This is a genomic window from Streptococcus pasteurianus, from assembly GCF_004843545.1.
Lineage (GTDB): Bacteria > Bacillota > Bacilli > Lactobacillales > Streptococcaceae > Streptococcus > Streptococcus pasteurianus.
Genome location: NZ_CP039457.1, coordinates 1522261 through 1542320 on the forward strand (window position 1 = coordinate 1522261; position 20060 = coordinate 1542320).

The 20060-nt window shown below is 36.8% G+C and carries 22 protein-coding genes and 3 pseudogenes; 10 read left to right on the forward strand and 15 right to left on the reverse strand.

Going from position 1 to position 20060, the window contains the following annotated elements; all coding sequences use genetic code 11:
- Nucleotides 1-154 precede the first annotated feature (154 nt).
- The 3 genes from E8M05_RS07915 to E8M05_RS07925 are packed head-to-tail and all read right to left on the reverse strand — an operon-like array spanning nucleotide 155 to nucleotide 3178.
- A complete protein-coding gene (locus E8M05_RS07915) occupies nucleotides 155-904 on the reverse strand; it encodes a ChbG/HpnK family deacetylase (RefSeq protein ID WP_013852120.1) in 750 nt (249 codons plus the stop codon).
- Nucleotides 905-913: 9 nt separating this feature from the next.
- Nucleotides 914-2317: a PTS transporter subunit EIIC gene (locus E8M05_RS07920; RefSeq protein WP_003065816.1), complete on the reverse strand. Its 1404-nt coding sequence runs from the start codon at nucleotides 2315-2317 to the stop codon at nucleotides 914-916.
- Nucleotides 2318-2341: 24 nt separating this feature from the next.
- The gene (locus tag E8M05_RS07925) at nucleotides 2342-3178 is read right to left on the reverse strand and encodes a PRD domain-containing protein (RefSeq protein ID WP_041974363.1); all 837 of its coding nucleotides are present in this window, start codon (nucleotides 3176-3178) and stop codon (nucleotides 2342-2344) included.
- A 339-nt stretch (nucleotides 3179-3517) separates the two neighbouring features.
- On the opposite strand from E8M05_RS07925, the gene E8M05_RS07930 reads away from it, so the two are divergent.
- The gene (locus E8M05_RS07930; protein WP_003065824.1) at nucleotides 3518-3934 is read left to right on the forward strand and encodes a MurR/RpiR family transcriptional regulator; all 417 of its coding nucleotides are present in this window, start codon (nucleotides 3518-3520) and stop codon (nucleotides 3932-3934) included.
- A 110-nt stretch (nucleotides 3935-4044) separates the two neighbouring features.
- Here the strand turns inward: E8M05_RS07930 and lpdD are convergent, their stop codons facing one another.
- The 4 genes from lpdD to E8M05_RS07950 form a co-directional block, all read right to left on the reverse strand.
- Nucleotides 4045-4452, reverse strand: coding sequence for a prenylated flavin chaperone LpdD (gene lpdD, locus E8M05_RS07935; protein WP_003065826.1), 408 nt, complete (start codon nucleotides 4450-4452; stop codon nucleotides 4045-4047).
- A complete protein-coding gene (locus E8M05_RS07940) occupies nucleotides 4453-5022 on the reverse strand; it encodes a UbiX family flavin prenyltransferase (protein ID WP_003065829.1) in 570 nt (189 codons plus the stop codon). It lies immediately after the preceding gene.
- 555 nt (nucleotides 5023-5577) lie between these two features.
- Complete coding sequence (locus E8M05_RS07945) at nucleotides 5578-7053, reverse strand: UbiD family decarboxylase (RefSeq protein ID WP_003065832.1); 1476 nt, start codon at nucleotides 7051-7053, stop codon at nucleotides 5578-5580.
- A gap of 82 nt (nucleotides 7054-7135) precedes the next feature.
- Nucleotides 7136-8026, reverse strand: a complete 891-nt coding sequence (locus tag E8M05_RS07950) for a LysR family transcriptional regulator (protein ID WP_003065834.1) — start codon at nucleotides 8024-8026, stop codon at nucleotides 7136-7138.
- Nucleotides 8027-8217: 191 nt separating this feature from the next.
- On the opposite strand from E8M05_RS07950, the gene E8M05_RS07955 reads away from it, so the two are divergent.
- Nucleotides 8218-8946, forward strand: a complete 729-nt coding sequence (locus E8M05_RS07955; RefSeq protein ID WP_041974360.1) for a DUF554 domain-containing protein — start codon at nucleotides 8218-8220, stop codon at nucleotides 8944-8946.
- Between the two features lie 245 nt (nucleotides 8947-9191).
- Here the strand turns inward: E8M05_RS07955 and E8M05_RS07960 are convergent, their stop codons facing one another.
- The 4 genes from E8M05_RS07960 to E8M05_RS07975 all read right to left on the reverse strand — a co-directional run bounded on the left by E8M05_RS07960 (nucleotide 9192) and on the right by E8M05_RS07975 (nucleotide 12732).
- Complete coding sequence (locus tag E8M05_RS07960; protein WP_003065838.1) at nucleotides 9192-10676, reverse strand: glycoside hydrolase family 1 protein; 1485 nt, start codon at nucleotides 10674-10676, stop codon at nucleotides 9192-9194.
- Nucleotides 10677-10758: 82 nt separating this feature from the next.
- A complete protein-coding gene (locus E8M05_RS07965) occupies nucleotides 10759-12057 on the reverse strand; it encodes a PTS sugar transporter subunit IIC (RefSeq protein ID WP_003065840.1) in 1299 nt (432 codons plus the stop codon).
- A gap of 35 nt (nucleotides 12058-12092) precedes the next feature.
- The gene (locus tag E8M05_RS07970; protein ID WP_003065842.1) at nucleotides 12093-12392 is read right to left on the reverse strand and encodes a PTS sugar transporter subunit IIB; all 300 of its coding nucleotides are present in this window, start codon (nucleotides 12390-12392) and stop codon (nucleotides 12093-12095) included.
- Between the two features lie 25 nt (nucleotides 12393-12417).
- Nucleotides 12418-12732, reverse strand: coding sequence for a PTS lactose/cellobiose transporter subunit IIA (locus tag E8M05_RS07975; RefSeq protein WP_003065843.1), 315 nt, complete (start codon nucleotides 12730-12732; stop codon nucleotides 12418-12420).
- Between the two features lie 297 nt (nucleotides 12733-13029).
- Here E8M05_RS07975 and E8M05_RS11735 point away from each other — a divergent pair, with 297 nt between their 5' ends.
- The 4 genes and pseudogenes from E8M05_RS11735 to E8M05_RS11875 form a co-directional block, all read left to right on the forward strand.
- The gene (locus E8M05_RS11735; protein WP_003065845.1) at nucleotides 13030-13152 is read left to right on the forward strand and encodes a hypothetical protein; all 123 of its coding nucleotides are present in this window, start codon (nucleotides 13030-13032) and stop codon (nucleotides 13150-13152) included.
- Nucleotides 13149-13454: a DUF3284 domain-containing protein gene (locus E8M05_RS07980; protein ID WP_003065847.1), complete on the forward strand. Its 306-nt coding sequence runs from the start codon at nucleotides 13149-13151 to the stop codon at nucleotides 13452-13454. The genes E8M05_RS11735 and E8M05_RS07980 overlap by 4 nt, the downstream gene beginning before the upstream one ends.
- An 86-nt stretch (nucleotides 13455-13540) precedes the next feature.
- Nucleotides 13541-13920, forward strand: a pseudogene (locus E8M05_RS11565) (transposase); the annotation flags it as partial.
- Between the two features lie 3 nt (nucleotides 13921-13923).
- Nucleotides 13924-14085: pseudogene (locus E8M05_RS11875) on the forward strand (IS3 family transposase); the annotation flags it as partial.
- Between the two features lie 87 nt (nucleotides 14086-14172).
- Here the strand turns inward: E8M05_RS11875 and E8M05_RS07995 are convergent.
- Nucleotides 14173-16746, reverse strand: coding sequence for a PRD domain-containing protein (locus E8M05_RS07995; RefSeq protein WP_136596460.1), 2574 nt, complete (start codon nucleotides 16744-16746; stop codon nucleotides 14173-14175).
- A gap of 140 nt (nucleotides 16747-16886) precedes the next feature.
- Here E8M05_RS07995 and E8M05_RS08000 point away from each other — a divergent pair, with 140 nt between their 5' ends.
- From E8M05_RS08000 to E8M05_RS08010, 4 genes are all read left to right on the forward strand, one after another.
- Complete coding sequence (locus E8M05_RS08000) at nucleotides 16887-17315, forward strand: MarR family winged helix-turn-helix transcriptional regulator (protein WP_003065851.1); 429 nt, start codon at nucleotides 16887-16889, stop codon at nucleotides 17313-17315.
- Between the two features lie 144 nt (nucleotides 17316-17459).
- A complete protein-coding gene (locus E8M05_RS11570; protein WP_003065853.1) occupies nucleotides 17460-17636 on the forward strand; it encodes a hypothetical protein in 177 nt (58 codons plus the stop codon).
- 11 nt (nucleotides 17637-17647) lie between these two features.
- A complete protein-coding gene (locus E8M05_RS11575; RefSeq protein ID WP_003065854.1) occupies nucleotides 17648-17803 on the forward strand; it encodes a hypothetical protein in 156 nt (51 codons plus the stop codon).
- Nucleotides 17804-17851: 48 nt separating this feature from the next.
- Nucleotides 17852-18529, forward strand: a complete 678-nt coding sequence (locus E8M05_RS08010) for an NAD(P)H-dependent oxidoreductase (protein ID WP_003065856.1) — start codon at nucleotides 17852-17854, stop codon at nucleotides 18527-18529.
- Between the two features lie 126 nt (nucleotides 18530-18655).
- On the opposite strand, the gene E8M05_RS08015 is transcribed toward E8M05_RS08010, so the two are convergent.
- From E8M05_RS08015 to E8M05_RS11790, 3 genes and pseudogenes are all read right to left on the reverse strand, one after another.
- The gene (locus tag E8M05_RS08015; RefSeq protein WP_003065857.1) at nucleotides 18656-18952 is read right to left on the reverse strand and encodes a bacteriocin immunity protein; all 297 of its coding nucleotides are present in this window, start codon (nucleotides 18950-18952) and stop codon (nucleotides 18656-18658) included.
- 47 nt (nucleotides 18953-18999) lie between these two features.
- Entirely contained in the window at nucleotides 19000-19293 is a 294-nt protein-coding gene (locus tag E8M05_RS08020) for a bacteriocin immunity family protein (RefSeq protein ID WP_003065858.1), read from the reverse strand.
- Between the two features lie 5 nt (nucleotides 19294-19298).
- Nucleotides 19299-19400 (reverse strand): annotated as a pseudogene (locus E8M05_RS11790) (hypothetical protein); the annotation flags it as partial.
- Nucleotides 19401-20060: the final 660 nt, after the last annotated feature.

The window sequence follows — 20060 nt, forward strand, 5'->3', positions numbered from 1 at the left end:
TTATGATTCTATCTTAAAATATTTTGTTATAGCTTACAATTCTATTTTAACTACTATTTATCCTTGTTTAGAATAAATAAACCAACTGTCCAATAGACAGCTGGTTTACAAGCACATGACATTGAAAAGCAGATTATAGCCAACAAATACTGTTTTACAAATCTCGGTAATCAATGAGTTCAACATCTTGCTTTCTGAGCCATTGTTTGACATCAGGATTGATTAACATAGCAACTTCTTGTGTTCGAGGAATGGTTAGGCTAGAGTGCGTTAGAATGTCATCATCAAGATAACCAGGGTGAAAAACAGCCAACTGTACCACATGGTCATCGGCTTTTGCTACCATGCGTTTTAGCATGTCAAAAGGCTCATAATGCGGCGCCATTGATTCCATATTGAATTGCACAAGAGAGTTCCCAATTGTCAATGGTGCGCCACCTATTGAAAATCCTGAGTATTTCAAGCCGTGCTTTTCTGCGACAGTTTCTAATCCCTTAAAGAAATTGCTTGACGCTACCGCATGCCCTTCAAAATAATCTGGCTGACGCCCAAATAAGGCTAAAAATTTCTGGTACTGCGCTTCAATTTCCAAGACAACTTCCTCAAAAACGACAAAATCCTCTTTCGCTGCTCGAAATTGTTTAGAAGATTTGAAATTACCATTCTCATCCACCAAGCTCGGAATAAGCTCAGGATTTGTCAAAGGCTTCCCAGCACAAATGTTGGTATGCACCCCAAGAGCCAAAGGACAATCTTTGATTAAATCAACGCCATGCTGCGTAGCAGGCATATTGACCATAACACCAAGACTTGAAATCAGCCCTTCCTTGACCGACTTTTCAATACCATAATTAACAGCCTCAGAATAACCTAAATCATCAGCACGCAAAAGAATTTTTTTCATAAAAACCACCTAATTTCTTTGCAAAACACTTTCTGTTTTATTAAAACCGAAAAGATACGTTAAAACAGCAGTTACAGCAAAAGCAATCGCCGCCGCAATACAGCCATTTATCATGTTCACTGTTCCACCACCAACATAGCCAAGAACAGCTAGAAAATTCGTAGCTCCCATAACATAAGTTCCAACATGGGTTAACCCTGCGTAAAGTCCACCACAGAAGCCACCTGCTGCAAGGGCAAGAAAAGGACGTTTATAGCGAAGTCCAATACCGTAAAGAACTGGTTCGGTTACTCCACCTATAATCGCTGAAACAAAATAACCAAACGCCAAAGCCTTAGCATCTTTTTCACGAAAACGCAGAAACGCTCCAAAAGCCATGCCAAATGCTGCCCAAGTTGCATAACCACCTGCTGTCAGAACAAAACTATCATAACCATTTTGCATCATAGCAGTGATCCCAAAAACAATCAAAACTTGGTGCATTCCTGACATAACAAGAAATTCCCACAAGGCTGCAACGACAGCAATCGAAAGAAAGCCACCAACATTACCAAAAGCAATCAAACCATTCCCAATTAATTCACCACCAAGATTACCAATTGGAGCCAAAACAACAAAGGTAATAGGAACCATAACAAAAATCGTTAAAAATGGCACGAAAATCGTTGATAAAACATCAGGAATTATTTTTTTGAAAAAACGTTCAACATAACTCATTACCCAAATAGAAATAATAACAGGTAAAACCGTTTGCGAATAATCATGAGCAGTTGTTGTTAGAAAACCGTAAATGGTAAATTTTTGACCGTCCAAAGCAACAAAGTCAGGTACTAGCAACATCGCCCCTAACATTATCCCCATGACCTGACTCACACCAAGTTTTTTAGCAGCTGTAAAACCAAGAAAAATTGGCAAGAAGTAGAAAAAAGCACTATACATAATATCACATAAAACATACATATTGCTCTTTTCAGAAACCAATCCAAGTAAATCTGGTCCAATAACGACTTGAATCGTTTTAAACATTGCTGCAGCAATCATAGCTGGGATTAAAGGTGTCATTGAGCCTGACATATAATTAAGGATTGCCATTCCCACACCTTTTAATGTTAATTTTTCCTTTGGTTTATCCAGATTCTCGTCAACTTGTTTTTCCAATGTGACCCCTGCTAATTTAGCAAATTCAGGATAAACTTTTGCAACATTTTGCCCAATGACAACTTGATACTGTCCACCAGACTCAACAACAGCAAGAACACCTGGAATACTGGTTACCTCGTCTTTTTTAGGAACGGAAGTATCCTTTAAATTCAAACGCAAACGTGTCATACAATGTGTTGCACTCATCACATTTTCCTTGCCACCAACTGCAGCAAGCACTTTTTCTGCGATAACTTTGTTATTATCGACCATAACTTTCTCCTTTGCGGAGCTTCGCTATTTTTCTCCGCTATTTTTTTCATACAACCTGTTGATATGTATCATCAGGTAGAGTAACTCGTCATCAGATTGACTATATCTCATACTTTGATGAATATAATCCATGATAACGACTGCAACTTGATAGATATGAGGTTGACTTTCTTTGAGACTTTGTAAAATAGTCTCATTCCCATTAATAAATGATTCATTTTCACGTAGTCGTTTCAGATAATAACGAACATGTGCTTGAAACCTTTGGTAATTAAATTCCTCACGCTCAATACGAATTGCTAATTGATTTTCAATCATCTGTGTCATAATCTCAATCAATTCTTCGATAGCCTGACTTTCGTTGTCAATATCAAATTCGGCTTGGCTATTGATAAAATGCATGGCAATACTAGTCACTTCACTGTGTGGGAGATTAACACTTAATGAAGTATTTATCAAAACCAAGGCATCTTCTGCTAATTTCGTTTCTTTAGGATAGAGCTGGGCAACATCCTGTGAAAAAAGAATTTTCATTTCCTTAAATTCTTTCAATCGACGAATAGCAAATTGGATATGGTCTGCTAAGCTAAATATCAAAGTCGGATTGAGTTTTCCACACAACTCCTTCTGCGCATTTTGCACGATTTCCACACTAAGCAACATCAAATCTTCTGGAATTTCATCCAAAAGTAATTGAAAATGAGGATCCAATTTATAAAATGTCATATCAATTTTTGAAAGATCCTCTAGCTCATAAGGTGTCTTTGGAAAACCAATACCACGTCCAAAGGCAACCAACGATTTACCATTATTGTCAAGACATTCTGCCACATTATTATTGATTTTCTTCACAACTCTCATCATATCTACCTTTTCTATTTATGCTATTTGTCCTGCACAAAAAAACTCTTCGAAGACATACCACACCCCTTTACTTGATGAACGGTAATGCCTCCCGAAGAGTAACAATCCTTGTTTAATTATAGTTTTATTGTAGTTGATTTTGTAAGCGTTGTCAAGTGAGGTTTTTAGAATTCTTATTTATTGCAAAGCTCCTTCGACACGTTTGTCGCTATACATAATAAATTCGACGATAAAGGTTAATATCATGGCAATAGAAAGGCAGATGAGGACAATGAATATTTCACGCGCCTCACCAAATTACTCGAACTCACTAAGGCAACGTTGACCGATGAGGTTATGACTGATTTAGCAAGCTTTTTATCACAAAGCGAGCATTTATTTGCCACTGGTGGTGCCAAAAGTTTTTTAAGTGCCAAATTATTTGAAACCTTGATGCGGAAAATGGGAGTTTATGTGTCATCTTATTCAACAGATTACCTTGATGATGCCGTTAACTATTTCAAAAAAGACGATTTATTGCTTATCTTTTCAGCAGGCGGCGATTCCACTTACATTCGCAAAATCACCAATTTGAAATGCAAAACACTTTTAGTAACAGCCAATCCAAATGCCAAATATCGCAAGCATTTTGATAAAGTTATCACACTCCCAACTCTTTCAGGAGACTGGGAATATGATTCCATTTCCCCAATTATGTTTGACATCTTCACAGAACTCCTTGTCACACATTATGCCAAACAAATGAAAAACTAACGCAACAACCAAAAGCCACCCGATTGTTGAAAACGGGTGGCTTATTTATTTTTTCACTGAAATGGATTTAAAGGAGTTTCGTTTTTTGAGTTGTATTTGTCTAAACTAGTTTATTGTTTGGTGTTTTTTTGGTATTTTGGGTGACTGATTGGTGATTTTTCAATTTTTAACCATGTGCCAATCTTGCTAGCAAGTTCTTTGGTCATTTCAAAAGCGCCAGCAATTTGTTCTTTGCTAATACCGTCAACATGGACACCTGAGGTGATCACACAATTTTGCGGCAACAGCTCTGCTATTTCTTCCAAAAGAACATCAGCCAAAACGTCATCTTTATGAAAACGCCCTGAATGGCTTGGAAAACGCACCACTTGCTTGTCCGCATTTTCTTTACAATAAGTGGTTACTGTGCCAATATGAGGGTGGCTTCCACCTGTCAATTGAATAAACAAGTCAGCGCCAATATAGTCAACCTGCACTTGAATAGAATACCCATATTCTGTCACTTCGAATGTTGCCATCTAATCACCATCCCAACGTCCAGCATAATCATTGCGAATGTGCAAAGCATCTAGTAATTTAGCAGTATTGTGGTCGATAATATCTTGCAAAGTCTTAGGATGATTGTAAAAGGCTGGTACAGGCGGAATGACTTGTACACCCATCCGTGATAATTTTGTCAAATTTTCCAAATGAATCGTATTTAACGGTGTCTCACGTGGGACAATGATGAGTTTACGTTGTTCTTTTAAAGCCACATCAGCTGCACGACCAATAAGATTGTCTGAAAAACCGCAAGCGATACCTGCAACAGTTTTCATGGAAGCTGGAACAATCACCATACCGTCTGTCAAGAAAGACCCTGAAGCAATTTTGGCACCCAAATCCTTGTTAGAATAAAGCACATCACACAAACTGGCAAATTCATCATGTGACATATCGAGCTCCAGTTTTAAATTCTCATGTGCCCAGTCAGACATGACCACATGCGTTTCAATGTCAGGATATTCTTTTAGTTTCTTTAATAAATTGATAGCATAGATTGTGCCTGAAGCGCCAGAAATAGCTACCACAATACGTTTTTTGCTCATAAGCACCTCACTTTTGTAATGAATACTCACTGAAAATCAACATTAGACTAAACAATGCAAATGCAGATATAACCGAAATTCGTCAAAATAAGTCAACAAGCTCTAAGTCTGATTTTCAAAGCGTATAAGGACAATCGTTTTTTTAGCTTGCCACTTGCTTAGCTAGCGTATTAACGACTATCAACTTAAAAATTCTTAATTGAAGATGACCTAGGCTGTGCAGTGAAATCATCCACTGGATGATTTCAGCCCGAACCAAGAAAAGGGAGAGTGAGGGGGTGGAAATCTGTATCGTTAGCTAGTTACTACCAGCCGTAAACGACTGAAAACTTTGTCACCTTAACAGTCAACCGCACCTTTCTAGTCGTTCTGGCAGGGGTATGCAGAGGAAATCATAGATTTCTGGCTTACCACCATTTTTCTTTGCTCTTTAAACGCCCTTTGTCTCTTAAAATAAGAGGTTGGAAGATTAGCTCCAGCCTCTTATTCATGATTACTTTCCTTATCTTCTATCTCATTTTATCAACAGTTTTGTTATCTAAAATGAGTTAGCAATTAATCTAAATATTTTTTCCAATCAGGAACTTCTTTAAATTTAGCACGTTCAAATTGGTCTTTCATGTCAAATGGTACTGTACCGTCAAGGACAAGTTTAGATGACATTCCTCGTACACGGATGTGTTCTGGTGAATATTCTGGACGTTCTGATGGGTCAAGTGGGTGGTTACGCATACCTTCCAACGACATAATATCTTTGTGGGCTTGGAAGCGTGTATTGATGGTCCACATGACATCATTCATATCAAAGATATCCACATCTTCATCAACAAGGATAACTGTTTTGAGTTCTTTGAAAGATGAGAATGCTAGCAAGGCAGCTTGACGCTGAATACCTTCATCTGCAGGATTTTCTTTGCGGATTTGCATGATTGTCATCAATTTACCGCCACCAGCTGGTGGATTGTAAACATTAAGCACTTTACCAGGGATAGCTTTGTCAACCAAGTTAAGGATAGAAGCTTCTGTTGGAATACCTGCCATTGACACGTGTTCTTCAGAAGGGCCAATTGTTGTTTGCATAATTGGATTATCTTTACGGTGAGTGACCGCTTTAACTTTGATAACATTTAAAGCTGGATTGGCTGGACCATTGTAACCTGGGAATTCAGGCATGGCATGACCTGTATGCGTATTAATATCTTCTTGAATTGTTTCATTTGGAAGGATTTCACCTTCAATGATAAATTCAGAACGTGCAATACCAACTTCATCAACAGCGATAGAATCAACCAATTGAACAGGTTCGTTACGAAGCGCACCTGCAACCCAAAGTTCATTGTAACCAAGTGGTGTCGTTGGTGGTTCAAATGTCGCCCCAATCAAGATAGCTGGATCAAGACCAATATTGATTGTAATTGGCATTGGTTTGTTAAGTTTTTGATATTCTGACAAGAAAGCACCAATATGACGACCACCAGGCATGATATAAATACCAATAGTATCTTTATCTTCCAAAACCATACGGTGAATTGTAACGTCACTCATTGATTTATCTGGCGTTGAACCATAAACCAAACCAGTTGTGATGTAAGGTCCTGCATCGTATTCTGTATTTGTTGGCGCAGCAATGAGCTTACGAATATCAAAATCATCATCAGTTGCTAAGTGAACAACTTCTTGAGCAGGTGCTTGGTCCTTAGAAACTTTAACAGGTTTCACTGGATTTTCAACGGCTTTGTTCAAAAGATGGCCAAGGTCTTTGTAATCATGATGAAGAATATGACCAACACGTTTACGGCTTGCCATTGTACCAATATTGACACGAACATTAGGGAATCCCTTAATGTTATTGAAAGTCATTGCTGGACCTTCTTGAGTTGGACGTTCTACGGTACCGCCAGCTCCGATATAACGGTAAACGCCAGAAATTTCAGCGTTTGGATCGATTTCAACATCCGTTTCATGGTATTGTCCTGGAATTTCTTTAAGTTCTTCCAAGACTTTACGCAAATCATAAGGTTGTTCTGACATAAGATTTACTTCCTTCTTAAAGATTTCATATTAAAAGTGTAAACCTTCAATCACCGATAAACAATTCAAGTTAGGCGTTTTCCTATTCCTGTTTGGAATATTTCTCTTGCATTCCTTTCCAGAATACATCCAAAGCTGGTGTTGTTTTCTTCTTACGACGGATTAAGTTCATTTCTGACACCATATCAACCTCCAACGGACGACAGATAATTGCTTTCGTTTTAAACGGTGCAACCAATTTTTCCATCATCACCGAAACACCCATTTCTTTTTCAATAAAGTCAATGATGAGATTGATACGATTTCCTTGATAGCCCATTTTCGGTTCAAAACCATAAGTATGACAAAGTTCTCGTACCTTTTGGAGCAACTGCGTTTTATTGCCAAGTTGGAAGAATGTCTCATCTTTCAATTCAGCCAAATCAAGTTTTTCCTTGTTGGCTAAGGGATGATTTTCAGGCAAAACCAAGACAAAACGGTCATAATCTAAGGTTAGACTATCATAAATATCAGGAGCAGCTTTGGTAAAAGAACGCGTAAAGACCGCATCGCAGATGCCATCATCTAAACTATGCATCAGCTGGTCAGCCTCTTCTTCCTCGACAACAACCGTGTAATCAGGATACTGCTTTTGAAAAGCTGCAATATCTGAAATAATAGGATAAGAAGACATACTTGGAATACCATGAATGGTTAGTTTATGTTTTTCTTGTTCAGACAAATCCTCTAATGTCTCTTGCATTTCTTGAAAAGTGCCCATAATCTTTTGAACATAAACTCGCACAATCTCCCCTTCTTCTGTCAGAGAAATTTGACGATGTTTACGATTAAACAAAATCACACCCAACTCTTTTTCAAGCGCAATGATTTGCTTTGAAATGCTTCCTTGCGTTGTATAAAGTTGTTCTGCTGTCTCGGTGTAATTCAACGTTTCACACAAGCTAAGAAAGACTTGAAATTTTTGGAAATTCATTTCCTGCTCCTATTCTTAATACTATTCCATTTTAGAATAGTATATCACAAAAATCTGAATTGTTTTTTAAAAACTTGGTGTTAAAATGTAACAGAAAAGAAAGAATTCACAATAATAGAACACGGTCTAGCAGTCAACACTAATGTTTTCAAACTGTTAATGACTTTGTTCTTATGAAGGAGGAAAATTGTATGCCTACTGGCGTCATCATTAATGCCCTATCAGTCGTTTTTGGAGGGCTACTAGGTGGTCTTATTGGAAACAAATTATCAGAAGACTTCAAGACACAAATCAATATGATTTTTGGGGTCTGCTCAATGGGAATGGGTATTTCATCTATCGGATTGATGAAATACATGCCCGCTGTTATCTTTGCTATCGTTATCGGAACAGGGATTGGACTTGCACTTCATCTCGGTGATTGGATTAACAAAGGCGGTGCCCTCATGCAACGTAGCATGGCAAAAATCGTGCCAAACGACCATTCATCACTATCTCATGAAGATTACCTTGCTACCTTGTTAACTGTTATCGTACTTTTCTGCGCAAGCGGTACTGGTATTTATGGTAGTCTAGATGCAGGAATGACTGGTGATTCAACAATCTTGATTTCAAAATCAATTTTGGACTTCTTCACAGCAGCTATTTTTGCTTGCAATCTAGGTTATGTGGTATCACTTGTTGCCATTCCACAATTTATCATTTTCTGCTGCCTTTTCTCCTTGTCAGCTTTCATCGTGCCACTTACAACACCTGATATGATTGCTGATTTCAAAGCCTGCGGTGGTTTTCTAATGCTTGCCACAGGTTTCCGTATGGTAAAACTGAAAATGTTCCCAATTGCCGATATGATACCAGCCATGATTCTCGTCATGCCACTTTCTTGGTTCTGGGTTAATGTTATTCTACCATTGCTATAATAACAATTTTCAAAAATTAATACTGTAACTAATTAGGATAAAACCAATCTTACAAAAGTATTTTATCCTTATATTGATATTGGCGAATAACTATATAACTCTTTTATTGTTATGTTCAATCATTAAACCATAGATTCAATTGCTCAACCGTATAATAATTTCATAAACGCAAAAATTTAAGATAGATTTGAAAATACAATAAAACTGAGATTATCTGACGACTAACCTCAGTTTTATTATTTCCATTAAGTTAAATCACTGCCCTGATTGGCAATTACTTTTTTATACCAATAAAAAGAATCCTTACGGCTACGTTTCAAACTTCCATGACCTTGATCATCACGATCAACATAAACAAAACCATAGCGTTTCTTCATTTCACCAGTTCCTGCTGACACCAAATCAATACAACCCCACATAGTGTAACCCATAAGCTCAATACCATCATTATTAATAGCATCAAACATTGAGCTAATATTTTGTCTTAAATAATCAATTCGATAGTTGTCATGAATAGAACCATCTGATTCTATTTTATCGTCCCATCCGATTCCATTCTCAACAATCCAAAGAGGTTTATGATAACGATCATAAAGAACATTTAAAGCAATACGAAGGCAATTAGGATCTGTTGCCCATCCCCAAGCATTCGTTTCAAGATAAGGATTCTGAACGCCCATCATCAAGTTACCACCTGATTTTTCCAAAATATCTTTGTGTGTCGTAATGGTACTAGAACCATAACAAGAAAAACCTAGAAAATCAGCTGAATAATCACGCAGTAAATCATAATCTTCAGGAGTATCTTCCAATATGATTCCTTCTCGATTGTATTTTTTCAAACGAGAAGCAGGATAAAAGCCACCCATTTGAACATCTGAATAGAACAAAGTTGTTTGTTCACTTAGTTTAGCTTGTAGCTGGTCATCGGGATCACACGTATATGCATAAATCGGTTGGTAGGCTAACATCATGCCAACTTTAATGCTTTTACTAATTTGACGAGCAGATCGAACAACTTTTGCTGATGCTACCAATTGATTATGAGCACCTTGGGCCTTTGCTTGAGGAGAAAAGTCAGTCATTCCTCCCGCCATAAAAGGATTCCACTCCATCATATTGATTTCATTGAAGGTTAGCCAATACTTAACTTTCCCTTGGTAATGTTTAAAAACTGTTGAAGCATAGTTTTCAAAATGGTCAATCAAAGCACGGTTCTTCCAGCCACCATAAGCATGCGTTAAATGAATCGGCGTTTCATAATGGGAGAGAGTTACCAGTGGTTCAATTCCATACTTAGCACACTCATCAAAAACCGCATCATAAAAAGCTAGTCCTTCTTCGTTAGGTTCTTTATCATCACCATTTGGGAAAATGCGCGCCCAATTCATTGATAACCGAAAAGTCTTGAATCCCATTTCTCCCATCAGAGCGATGTCTTCTTTAAAATGCCCATAAAAATCAGTTGCAGTATGGCTTGGGTAATAATAGCCTTCAACCACATCAGGAATAGCACCTTCTGGCAAGGATAGAGTTTGACCAAAAGTCATATCAATAGCACCAGTATCGCCTGTTTTAGGGTTACGCCAAGTAATACGACGTGGGCTTGTGTGTGAGCCACTTGTTAAAACATCAGAAGTGTTAACTCCCTTACCACCAGCAGAAAAACCACCTTCATATTGATTGGCAGCTGTCGCACCACCCCATAAAAAATGATCTGGAAAAGTCATTTATTGTTCTCCTTATTTCACTTAAAAATAAGATGTAAAGACACAATTTCGCTAATGTCAGCTGCATCTTATATCAAATACTTTACGCATTAGCAGCTTCTGCTGCTTCGATTTCTGCTTCTTTTGCAATCAGTTGTTTTTCATACGCTTTGAAGAATGGGTAATAAACAATAGTTGCAGGAATTAGCATGAGATAATCCCAAACAGCATTGAACCAATTCAAAGTTCCTAGATATTGGGCAAAGCCCATAGGTAGAAGAGCCGAAATAGAAATCCATGCAGGCATGAGCCAACCAATCTTATATGCAATAAGCGTCAGCAACATGACAATTGGAACATTGAGAACATAAGGGATACAAAGAATTGGATTGTACATGATTGGCATACCAAATGTCAATGGTTCATTGATACCAAACCAGCCTGGTATTGCTGAGATTTTAGAAATAGCAGAGATCTGTTTTGATTTTGAACGAAGTCCCATCAGAGCAAGAGGAAGCGTATTACCTGTACCACCTGCACATGCCATACCTGCAAACAATGCTACTGGATAGAAAGTTAGTGGATCACCTGCCGCATGAGCTGCTGCATTTGCTGCCGCTGCTTGCAAGCCAAGAGGCATGATAATTGGTACAAGAATCATGGTACCATGAATACCAAAACACCAAAGTAAAACAGCAAAGGTACAAAGAATAAACATACCTGGTACTGATGTTAGAGCGTTTAAAGGAGCACCAATCAGAGCCATGAATCCTGAAGGAATTGAATATGCCCCACCAGTTACTACTGAAACAATGCCATCAAGCCCTAAGAACAAAACAACATTAAAGAATAATGGCAAAATAGCAGCAAATGAATCTTGCAAGAAGGGAGGAACTACATCAGGCATCTTGATACGAATATTGTGGTCAGCGCAGAATTTCTCAAGTTGAACAACAATGAAAACAATGACAAAGCCGACAAACATACCTGTTGAACCAAGATAGGTCATGTCAAGTGCTGAAACACCTACTTCAGTTACCACAATAGGTGAAACAACTAAGAAGAACACTGCCAAAGCATCCACCATCGTAATCAATGGATTTTTCATTTTTAAGTTTTTGCCGTAGTTATAAGCAAAGAAAGCAACTACCCACACTGAAAGTAAGTTCATCGTGAAATTATAAGGTGAGTACAAAATTGCATAGATTTCACTATCAGCTGAAAATAAACCAAACATTGTACTCCCAATAGAAGTTATGATTTGGGATATAGCTCCAATCATGATAATTCCCATTAATGACATCATGGCTCCTTGCAGAGCGGATAGAAATTTGTTAGATCCTAATTTTTGCCCAAAATCTTGAAGTTTGACCATAAAAGGACTATTGAATAAGGACTCCATGTGTTACCTCCAAAAATGATAATTTATAGATTTATTTAGACTTCTGCATAAAGTTGTTCAGCTAATTTCATAATTTTTGGACAGTCACCAATAGCATATTCAAAAGATGGAATAGCTGCTGTTGGCAAGCCTGTATTTTCTTTTACTTCTTTTAAACGATAAGACACTTGAGGGCCCATCATGACAATATCAAAATCTTTATAGACATTTTCATAGTCACCTAGTCCAACCGCTTTGATTGTAAGTTCTTGACCTTGTTCTTCCCAATATTTAGCCATTTTTTGCATAAGAATTGAAGTTGACATTCCGCCTGCGCATACGAGTAAAATTTTCATGATAATTTCTCCTTTTAGATGTGATTTATTCATTTTTGTACAGAGTAATAAATTCGCGAATCATTTCGACTGCTAACATACTTGTCATAAGATGATCCTGAGCGTGGACAAGTAAGACGTTTAATTCAAGATGATCGCCATTTGCTTCGGAAAAGAGGAGTTCCGTCTGGGCATGATGGGCGATTTTGGACTTCTCATCCGATTCTTTAAGTAGTCTATCTGCTTCATCAAAATTTCCAACCTTAGCCTCTTCTAAGGCTTGAAAGGCTAAGGAACGTGCATCACCTGAATTAGCAATTAAGGTCATTGCCATCAATTCTGAAGAACTATTTTCAGTCATAACTTAACTCCTTTGTGTTTTGTTATTTGATGATTTTATTTTATCACTTCTGTAACCGCTGTCAAAATTGATTTTGAGCGCTTTTTAAGCTTATTTTATACACTTTCCATAGCTGTATAAACTCTATTTGAAAATAAATCCTCTCTAAAATTTTTCAAAAGTCGTAGTGTATATCTTTTGAGGCTTTATTCCTCTTTAGTGTATAAACATTACAGCTATTTGTATAGACAAAACCAACTTAAAAAGAGTTTTGATGAATTCACTCATATCATCTTTGAAATATGATAAACTAAAGTCATGAAAATGATACGAACTTTAGATGTCACACAAGACGAATTTTACGATTATCTAGAGTCTGAGGTACGTGAACAGTACAGCAAAGCAAAAAATATGCTATACACTGGTGATATCAAGGAATGACGTATAGCACTGCTGTCGCTGAACATCAACCAATGACAATCACTATTGACCATTATACGCGAAATAAGCGTTATAAAGCCATCATCAAAAGTCATACGGATACTATTACCATTGATTATCAGACTGAAGAAAGCGACAAAGGACTTGACATTATCTTTATTCAAGAGATTGATAGTTTCAACAAGCAAAAGCAAAACAAGCTCATGCGTTGGTTTAGTGAAGGTGTTTATTACGGACGCATGTCAGACACCTTATTTGACATTCAGAAAAAAATCCATAGTCAACGTCCTGTTAAGGACTAAATCAAAGTTCAAGAAAACACCTTAAATATCCTTGACTCGCACCCCGATCATTAGACACGACATCTAACGATTGGGGTGCTTTTTGTATGACATTAAGTTATGAAGACAAGGTTCAACTCTATAAGTTGAGACAAAATGGAGAATCAGTTAAATCCTTATAACAAAAGTTTAGTATTTTGTTAAGTCTCATATTAAATATGTTCTCCGACTGATTGATCGGTATGGAATAGGTATCGTCTAGAAAAGGAAAAATATCTATTACTCTCCAGACTTAAAGCAGGAAATGATTGCTAAAGTTTTGTTTAAAGGTCAATCCCAAAAGCAACTAGCTCTTGATTATGCCTTACTCAATTATAGTCAGCTGGCAAAGTGGCTGGCACAATATAAGAAAAATGGGGGTACTATTGTTGAGAAAACTAGAGGGAGCCCACCAAAGATGGGGCGAAAACCAAAGAAAACTTGGGAATAGATGGAATCTTTCTTTGGCATTCTAAAGTCCGAGATGTTTTATACGGGAAGTCTTATCAGTCTCTTGATGCGTTTGAGAAAGCCATTACAGACTATATTTTTTTACTATAACAATAAACGAATCAAGACAAAACGAAAAGGATTCAGCCCTATGCAATATAGAACTAAATCCTTTCAATAATTAATTGTCCAACTTTTAGGGGCCAGTACAGTTGTCTAAGGGAGTTATTTTTTAGAGTTTGGTTGGATTTTAAATTTGCCTAATGATTTGGATTAACAATGCAACTTCATCATCACTAATAATAATATTAAAGTGCTTTTCAAGATTTTTTAGCATCCGTCGGATTGATTTATAGTCATCTTTGAAATGCTGTAAAAAATAGTCTGTATCAATTTTATAATTGACATCCGTTAGATTAGGACTGCGGAGACGATTTATCATAGCAGATATGTGCATTAAAAGTCCAACTTGTTGGTCTTCTGATAAGGTATAAATCAGCTCCAACTGATTGATAAAGTCTGGTAAATACGTTTTGATTTTATCAATCGGTGTGTATTTCAAATTCTCAGCAAGATTTTCATAAATAGGATCATAGTTAGCACGATTGGTTGCGATAGGAGAAAAAGTCAGCGTTGCATCAATATTATCAATACCATTATCAAAGACTGACCGTAATGGGATAAAAGGAATACCCAGCATTCGCGGATCATAAGTACCTACAAAACAATGAATATAGTAGGCTTTCTTTAGAGAATAAACCTCTTGATTGAGCAGGTCCCTATCTGAAATCGCCAAAGGGATAACCTTATAGCCCAGCCGAGAATTTTTATCAATTACCTGTTTCATCTGCAAGGCACCACCTTCTCCCGTGTGGCAAAGCGTGATAATAATTCTTTCTTTATGCTCTTTATTAGCATACCTATTCCATTCAAGAGCGGTATCATGGAAAACATCATCAATATCATTTTCCATTTGCAACCTTCTGGCAATATCAATCCCCAGCATAGTAATAGGAACTTCTAAACGTCTTATTTTTATATTCAGTTGCAGAGCAATCTCATTAAGCATAGATTTTATTGACCCCATATCATAAATAACGATAAGCCCTTTCCCCTGATGAATGTTCGCAATGTAGTCCTTCAGATCATCTCTTACATCACTAATATCTTGATTCAACTGGAGGTCATAACCATAGACATTATTTGCCTGAGTGAGTGTCTTGGTCGTTTCTGCCAATGACGTAGCTGTTCCTTCACCGTGTAAAATATACAGCAAAACAGTCTTTGAAACTGGTGTTACCATTTCTTCATTGATAAAAAATGCAGCAAGAATAATAGTCTCCTCAAAACTTAAATCAAGGTGAAAATCTGATTCCAAAACCTTACCTAATTGATTAGCATGGAGATACTCTTCTGGATAATTTTTAATCATTTCAACATAACGTTCTTGGGAAAGTTGTTGCTGATTGTGATTGTCTTTTAGGAGAGCATTTACATGCAGACACAAACCGTAAAACCGACTACGCTCAAGTTCGATGTGGTGTTGCTGCAAAAAATCACTAACGGTGGTAATCAAACGATTATCTACAATTTTCGACAGCTGCGCTAAACCATCCTCACTCCCTTTAAAATATTTGGAAAGGATCTTTCCAATATGCGAATGAACTTCTTTCAATAAACTATCAGCCTGACTCACATCTCCCATTTCCTGAAACTTCTTGTCCAGTTTATGATAGATATTGTGCCTGGTTAAATAACTGTCACCTTCAGGTAAGAAACTGACATAGTCAACATCCTCTAGCAGATTTAAAACTTTTTGACGATAGGACAACTCACGAATAAGCTTTTGATTATCTCTTAAAACCAAGTCATTTGAATTAACCTTGATAGGCTTTTCATTATCAATAACTCTCAAATAGGCCGTGGCACATGCCGAAGTTAGTTGGTAACCCAACTCTTTGATATTAAACTCAAAATGAGCTAAAAGAAGTTGTGACAACACTTCCTTGGATACTTCGATGCGTCTATTGGCACGCGCTGCTTCTTCCTTGAACAAAGATAACATGATATTATACTTTTCTTCCACACTTCGCTCATCTAGGGAAGGCAAGTTGATAATCATATTGACATGTTGATTAAATTGATTGTCTATATCTCCTGAGATACCTAAAATAAGTTTTAAATGCTGGCAATCAATGTAATCTGTCATGTCCTCGCTGTATAGACGCTTTGTCTCTAATAGCTTAAAAAGCCTGCTTTGTTCCTTTGCTGGTAAAATATCTGCATTATCAATAAACAAAAGACCATTATCTGCCTTGGCAAATAAACTATCTTCAAGACGTGAACCAAACAATTCATTGACCAAAGTTTGCATCTCTTTTTTGAAATGATGACAATTAAACTCAATATAGGGTGAATCGACTCCCAGTACATGATTTGAAGTCGCAAACGCATACATATTTCGAACAAGCTCCGTTTTACCTGTCCCCATTTCAGAAATTATCAGTACATTGATATTTTCTTTAGGATATAAAATCGCTGCCTTAGCCAGCTGAATAGCTTTACTAAGGCTACCATCATCCCCAATCATTTTTGGAAATTGCTTGTTTTGACTTTCAAAATGGTCATTGATGATATATTTTACAGGGCGTCCACTTTGCTTGACCAAGCGACCTTCTTTAACTAATTCATTGAGAAGGCTGCTAGCATTTGAACGCTGAAGTCCGAAAACTTCAGCAATTTCTTGTGTTACTACAGCTATCTTGCCAGTCTCATAAACATCAGTCATCAGATAATCATAAATTTTTTCTTTATTTGTTTTCATCAGCAGACCTCAAAGTTATTTATACAGATTAGTATACACTACTTCGCCTTATAATGTAACCCTTTTCAAAAAAATGAATCTCTCCCATTTGCCAATTTCCATTCTGTATGCTAATATGATTGACAGAAGAGAGGAATCCTATGTCTAAATCTATTCAAGAATCACTTGACTCTTGCCTATTTTTTACTGTAAAAAAGATGGATCGTGCCCTCAACAAATTGGCGGCGGAAGCTTTCCAAACAGTTGGAATGGCTCCAACTTATGCCTTTATTCTTCTTATTCTTGCGGAAGAAGATGGTAGGTTGCAAAAGGATATTGCACAAATACTTTATATTGCACCTTCTACCTTGACACGCCTTATCGAAAAATTGGTCTATAAAGGTTATGTCACAACACTAACTGAAGGACGTACTCGAAAAGTTTATCTTACAGTCAATGGCAGAAAACTTTTACCAGATATCCGAGAAGCTTGGGACAATCTGCATACCCGTTATAAAACTATTCTTGGTGATGCTTACGCCGATGACTTGGCTTCTATCATCAATATCAATTCAGAAAAATTAAGATAATCGGAGAGCAAGTAACTCCGATTTTTATATTTTTGAGTTTCAATAATTGCGTGTACAACTAATATTTGTTATACTGTTCTATTAACAAATAAAAGATGTATATTTGATGTTATCTATTAATTTTCCAGAAAATTCACACCAGGTTTGACTGATAACTTTGTTTCAAACGAGGGTATCCTTAAAGACCTTGACTTTGACAATATTCTCAACGGTCTGCTTGATGCTAGCAAATGGGAAACTTATTACGAAAATTCACCAGACGTGCACATGTATAGTCAAGAGCCTACTATTTCTTATAAACGACACACGCTTCCGTTTTAAAACATTTGTTTTTGACCGTTGAAGCTCAAATTGAAGCATATGACTTAGATACTGAAAATGGTGTTTTACGCTTAGCATGGTATGGTTGGAACGAAGCTGAAGGCGATGAATTTCTTGACGTTTACCATGCTTGGTTAGACGGGCTTGTTTCTTTTGCTAAAAACTAGCAAAAATAGCTTTTAAGTGTTACCATAGAAAGAAAACTGGAGAAAACTATGTCAAAAGAAGATATCAAAAAACAAATTCGTACTGCCTTTGACCACCGTGTTGCTGTCCGCGTTTACAACGACCAAGAAATTTCCCATGATGATATGGATTTTATCCTTGATACAGCTTGGTTGAGCCCTTCTTCTATTGGTTTGGAAGCTTGGCGCTTCGTTGTTCTTGACCGTAAACAAATTGAAAAACTTCGTGATGAACTCAAAGCCGTTGCTTGGGGGGCTCAATACCAATTAGATACAGCAAGTCATTTTGTTCTCCTCATTGCTGAAAAAAATGCACGCTATGATTCTGAATCGGTCAAAAATAGCCTTATTCGACGTGGTCTCGGTGAAGATGATGCTCTTAACAGCCGTTTAGCAACCTACGAATCTTTCCAAAAAAATGATATGAAAATGGCTGATAATCCACGTGCTTTATTTGACTGGACTGCCAAACAAACTTACATTGCACTTGGAAATATGATGACCACAGCTAGCATGCTTGGCATTGACTCTTGCCCAATTGAAGGGTTTAATTACGAAAAAGTCAATAGCATTTTAGCTAGTGCAGGCATCATTAATCCTGACAACGAAGGCATCGCAAGCATGGTATCATTTGGTTATCGTCTACGTGACCCTAAACACCCACGCTCACGTAAGCCTCGTGAAAAAGTCATTACATGGCTCGATTAAAAGTTTAATTAGTAAAAATAGCTATATATCAATATTTGCGAATATCCAAAATGGTGTTTTGCAACATTTTAGAAATAATTTAGGGATAAAGATGAGTAACTCTTTATCCCCAGTACTGGCTAAACATTAATAATAACCCCATCTGATATTTGATAAACTTCTTAAATCTTTGAGTAATCTAGACTGCTCTTCAGTTAATCTAATTTCATTTTGAGTGAATACTCTTGAAAGCTCGATATTCATACGACTCAAAACAAACGATGTTGATGTTCTACCGTTTTTTAATTCACCCTTATACTTTAAGAATAAATCTGTCAAAGGCTGCACACCATAATTATTATGAAAACTGGCTATTAATTTATCAAGAATAATTAGAGCTTTGTCTCTTCTTTCTTTACAACCAGCAAACCATTTTAATCTCATTGAACAATCTCCTTTTTATCATAATATTGTGTAAGCTCTCAACTTAATTAAAACATAGGTGGAAAATAGATACCAAAATTTTTCTTAAATTGACCAACTGAATTTATCTTCATGTAAAATTTGTTAACTTTTTTACTCATGCTTCTGTGTTTCAACACATTATCTAAACCTATTAAACGTAAGTGATCGGCTAATTTCATTAAAGCATTATCAAAGTCTAAACCTTTTTCAACCTCATCTTTAAAGATAACTAATTCTTTTCTTTCTGTATCGGTTGTTTCACTATCAAGAATAAGATTATAGACTTCAACTAGTATATTTTCTTTATTGAATTTTGGCATTGATTTTATCCTCTATAATCTGGAATAATAAAATAAGATTGCCCTATAGACTTTATCCAATCATTCGTAATAACGTCAGTCATAGCTTGGAAGACACCCTTAGTTACTTTATAATCCCACTATCCGTTACTACAACAGCAGGCATAACCATTTGCACTTTCTATAACTGGTTTATAATAACCTAAACCGCCACTACTAACAGAAGCATGTTCTGTATCTGTCAATGTCTGAAACTCTTGTAACGTTTTTACACTCATAACGAATACTTCCCCTTTACATTTACGGTGAGAGCTTAACACGCTTTTAGTATAACACATTCGTAAGAAAATGATGATACAAGTCATAAAACGTAAGAATTTAGTCGTAAACCGTTACTATAACTTTTACATACACAATAACACAAGTATATGCCATGCTATTTAGGCAATACTTCCCCTTGAGCAAGTTTACACTAGAAGGGAAGTGCTACTAGTGGACAAGCTCTCAGACGTCGTCCTTGCTATCGTAGCTGTATTCTGCTCTATTTTATCAGAAAATCCGTTAACTTGAAAAGAACGTCAAAAAGCCCGCAGGCATTAAGATACCTTCGGGCTTTGGTGGTTTAATAGACAATTCTCAGTAGCTTAATTCTATACACTAAGACAATGCTTGTCAACTACTTAAGGCTAATACCCCCGTTTAGTTTGATAGAGACCTTTCATTAACACCATATAACCAAAAACCAGTTCTGAATTTTGACGTTCAGAACTGGCTTTGTTTATAAAATC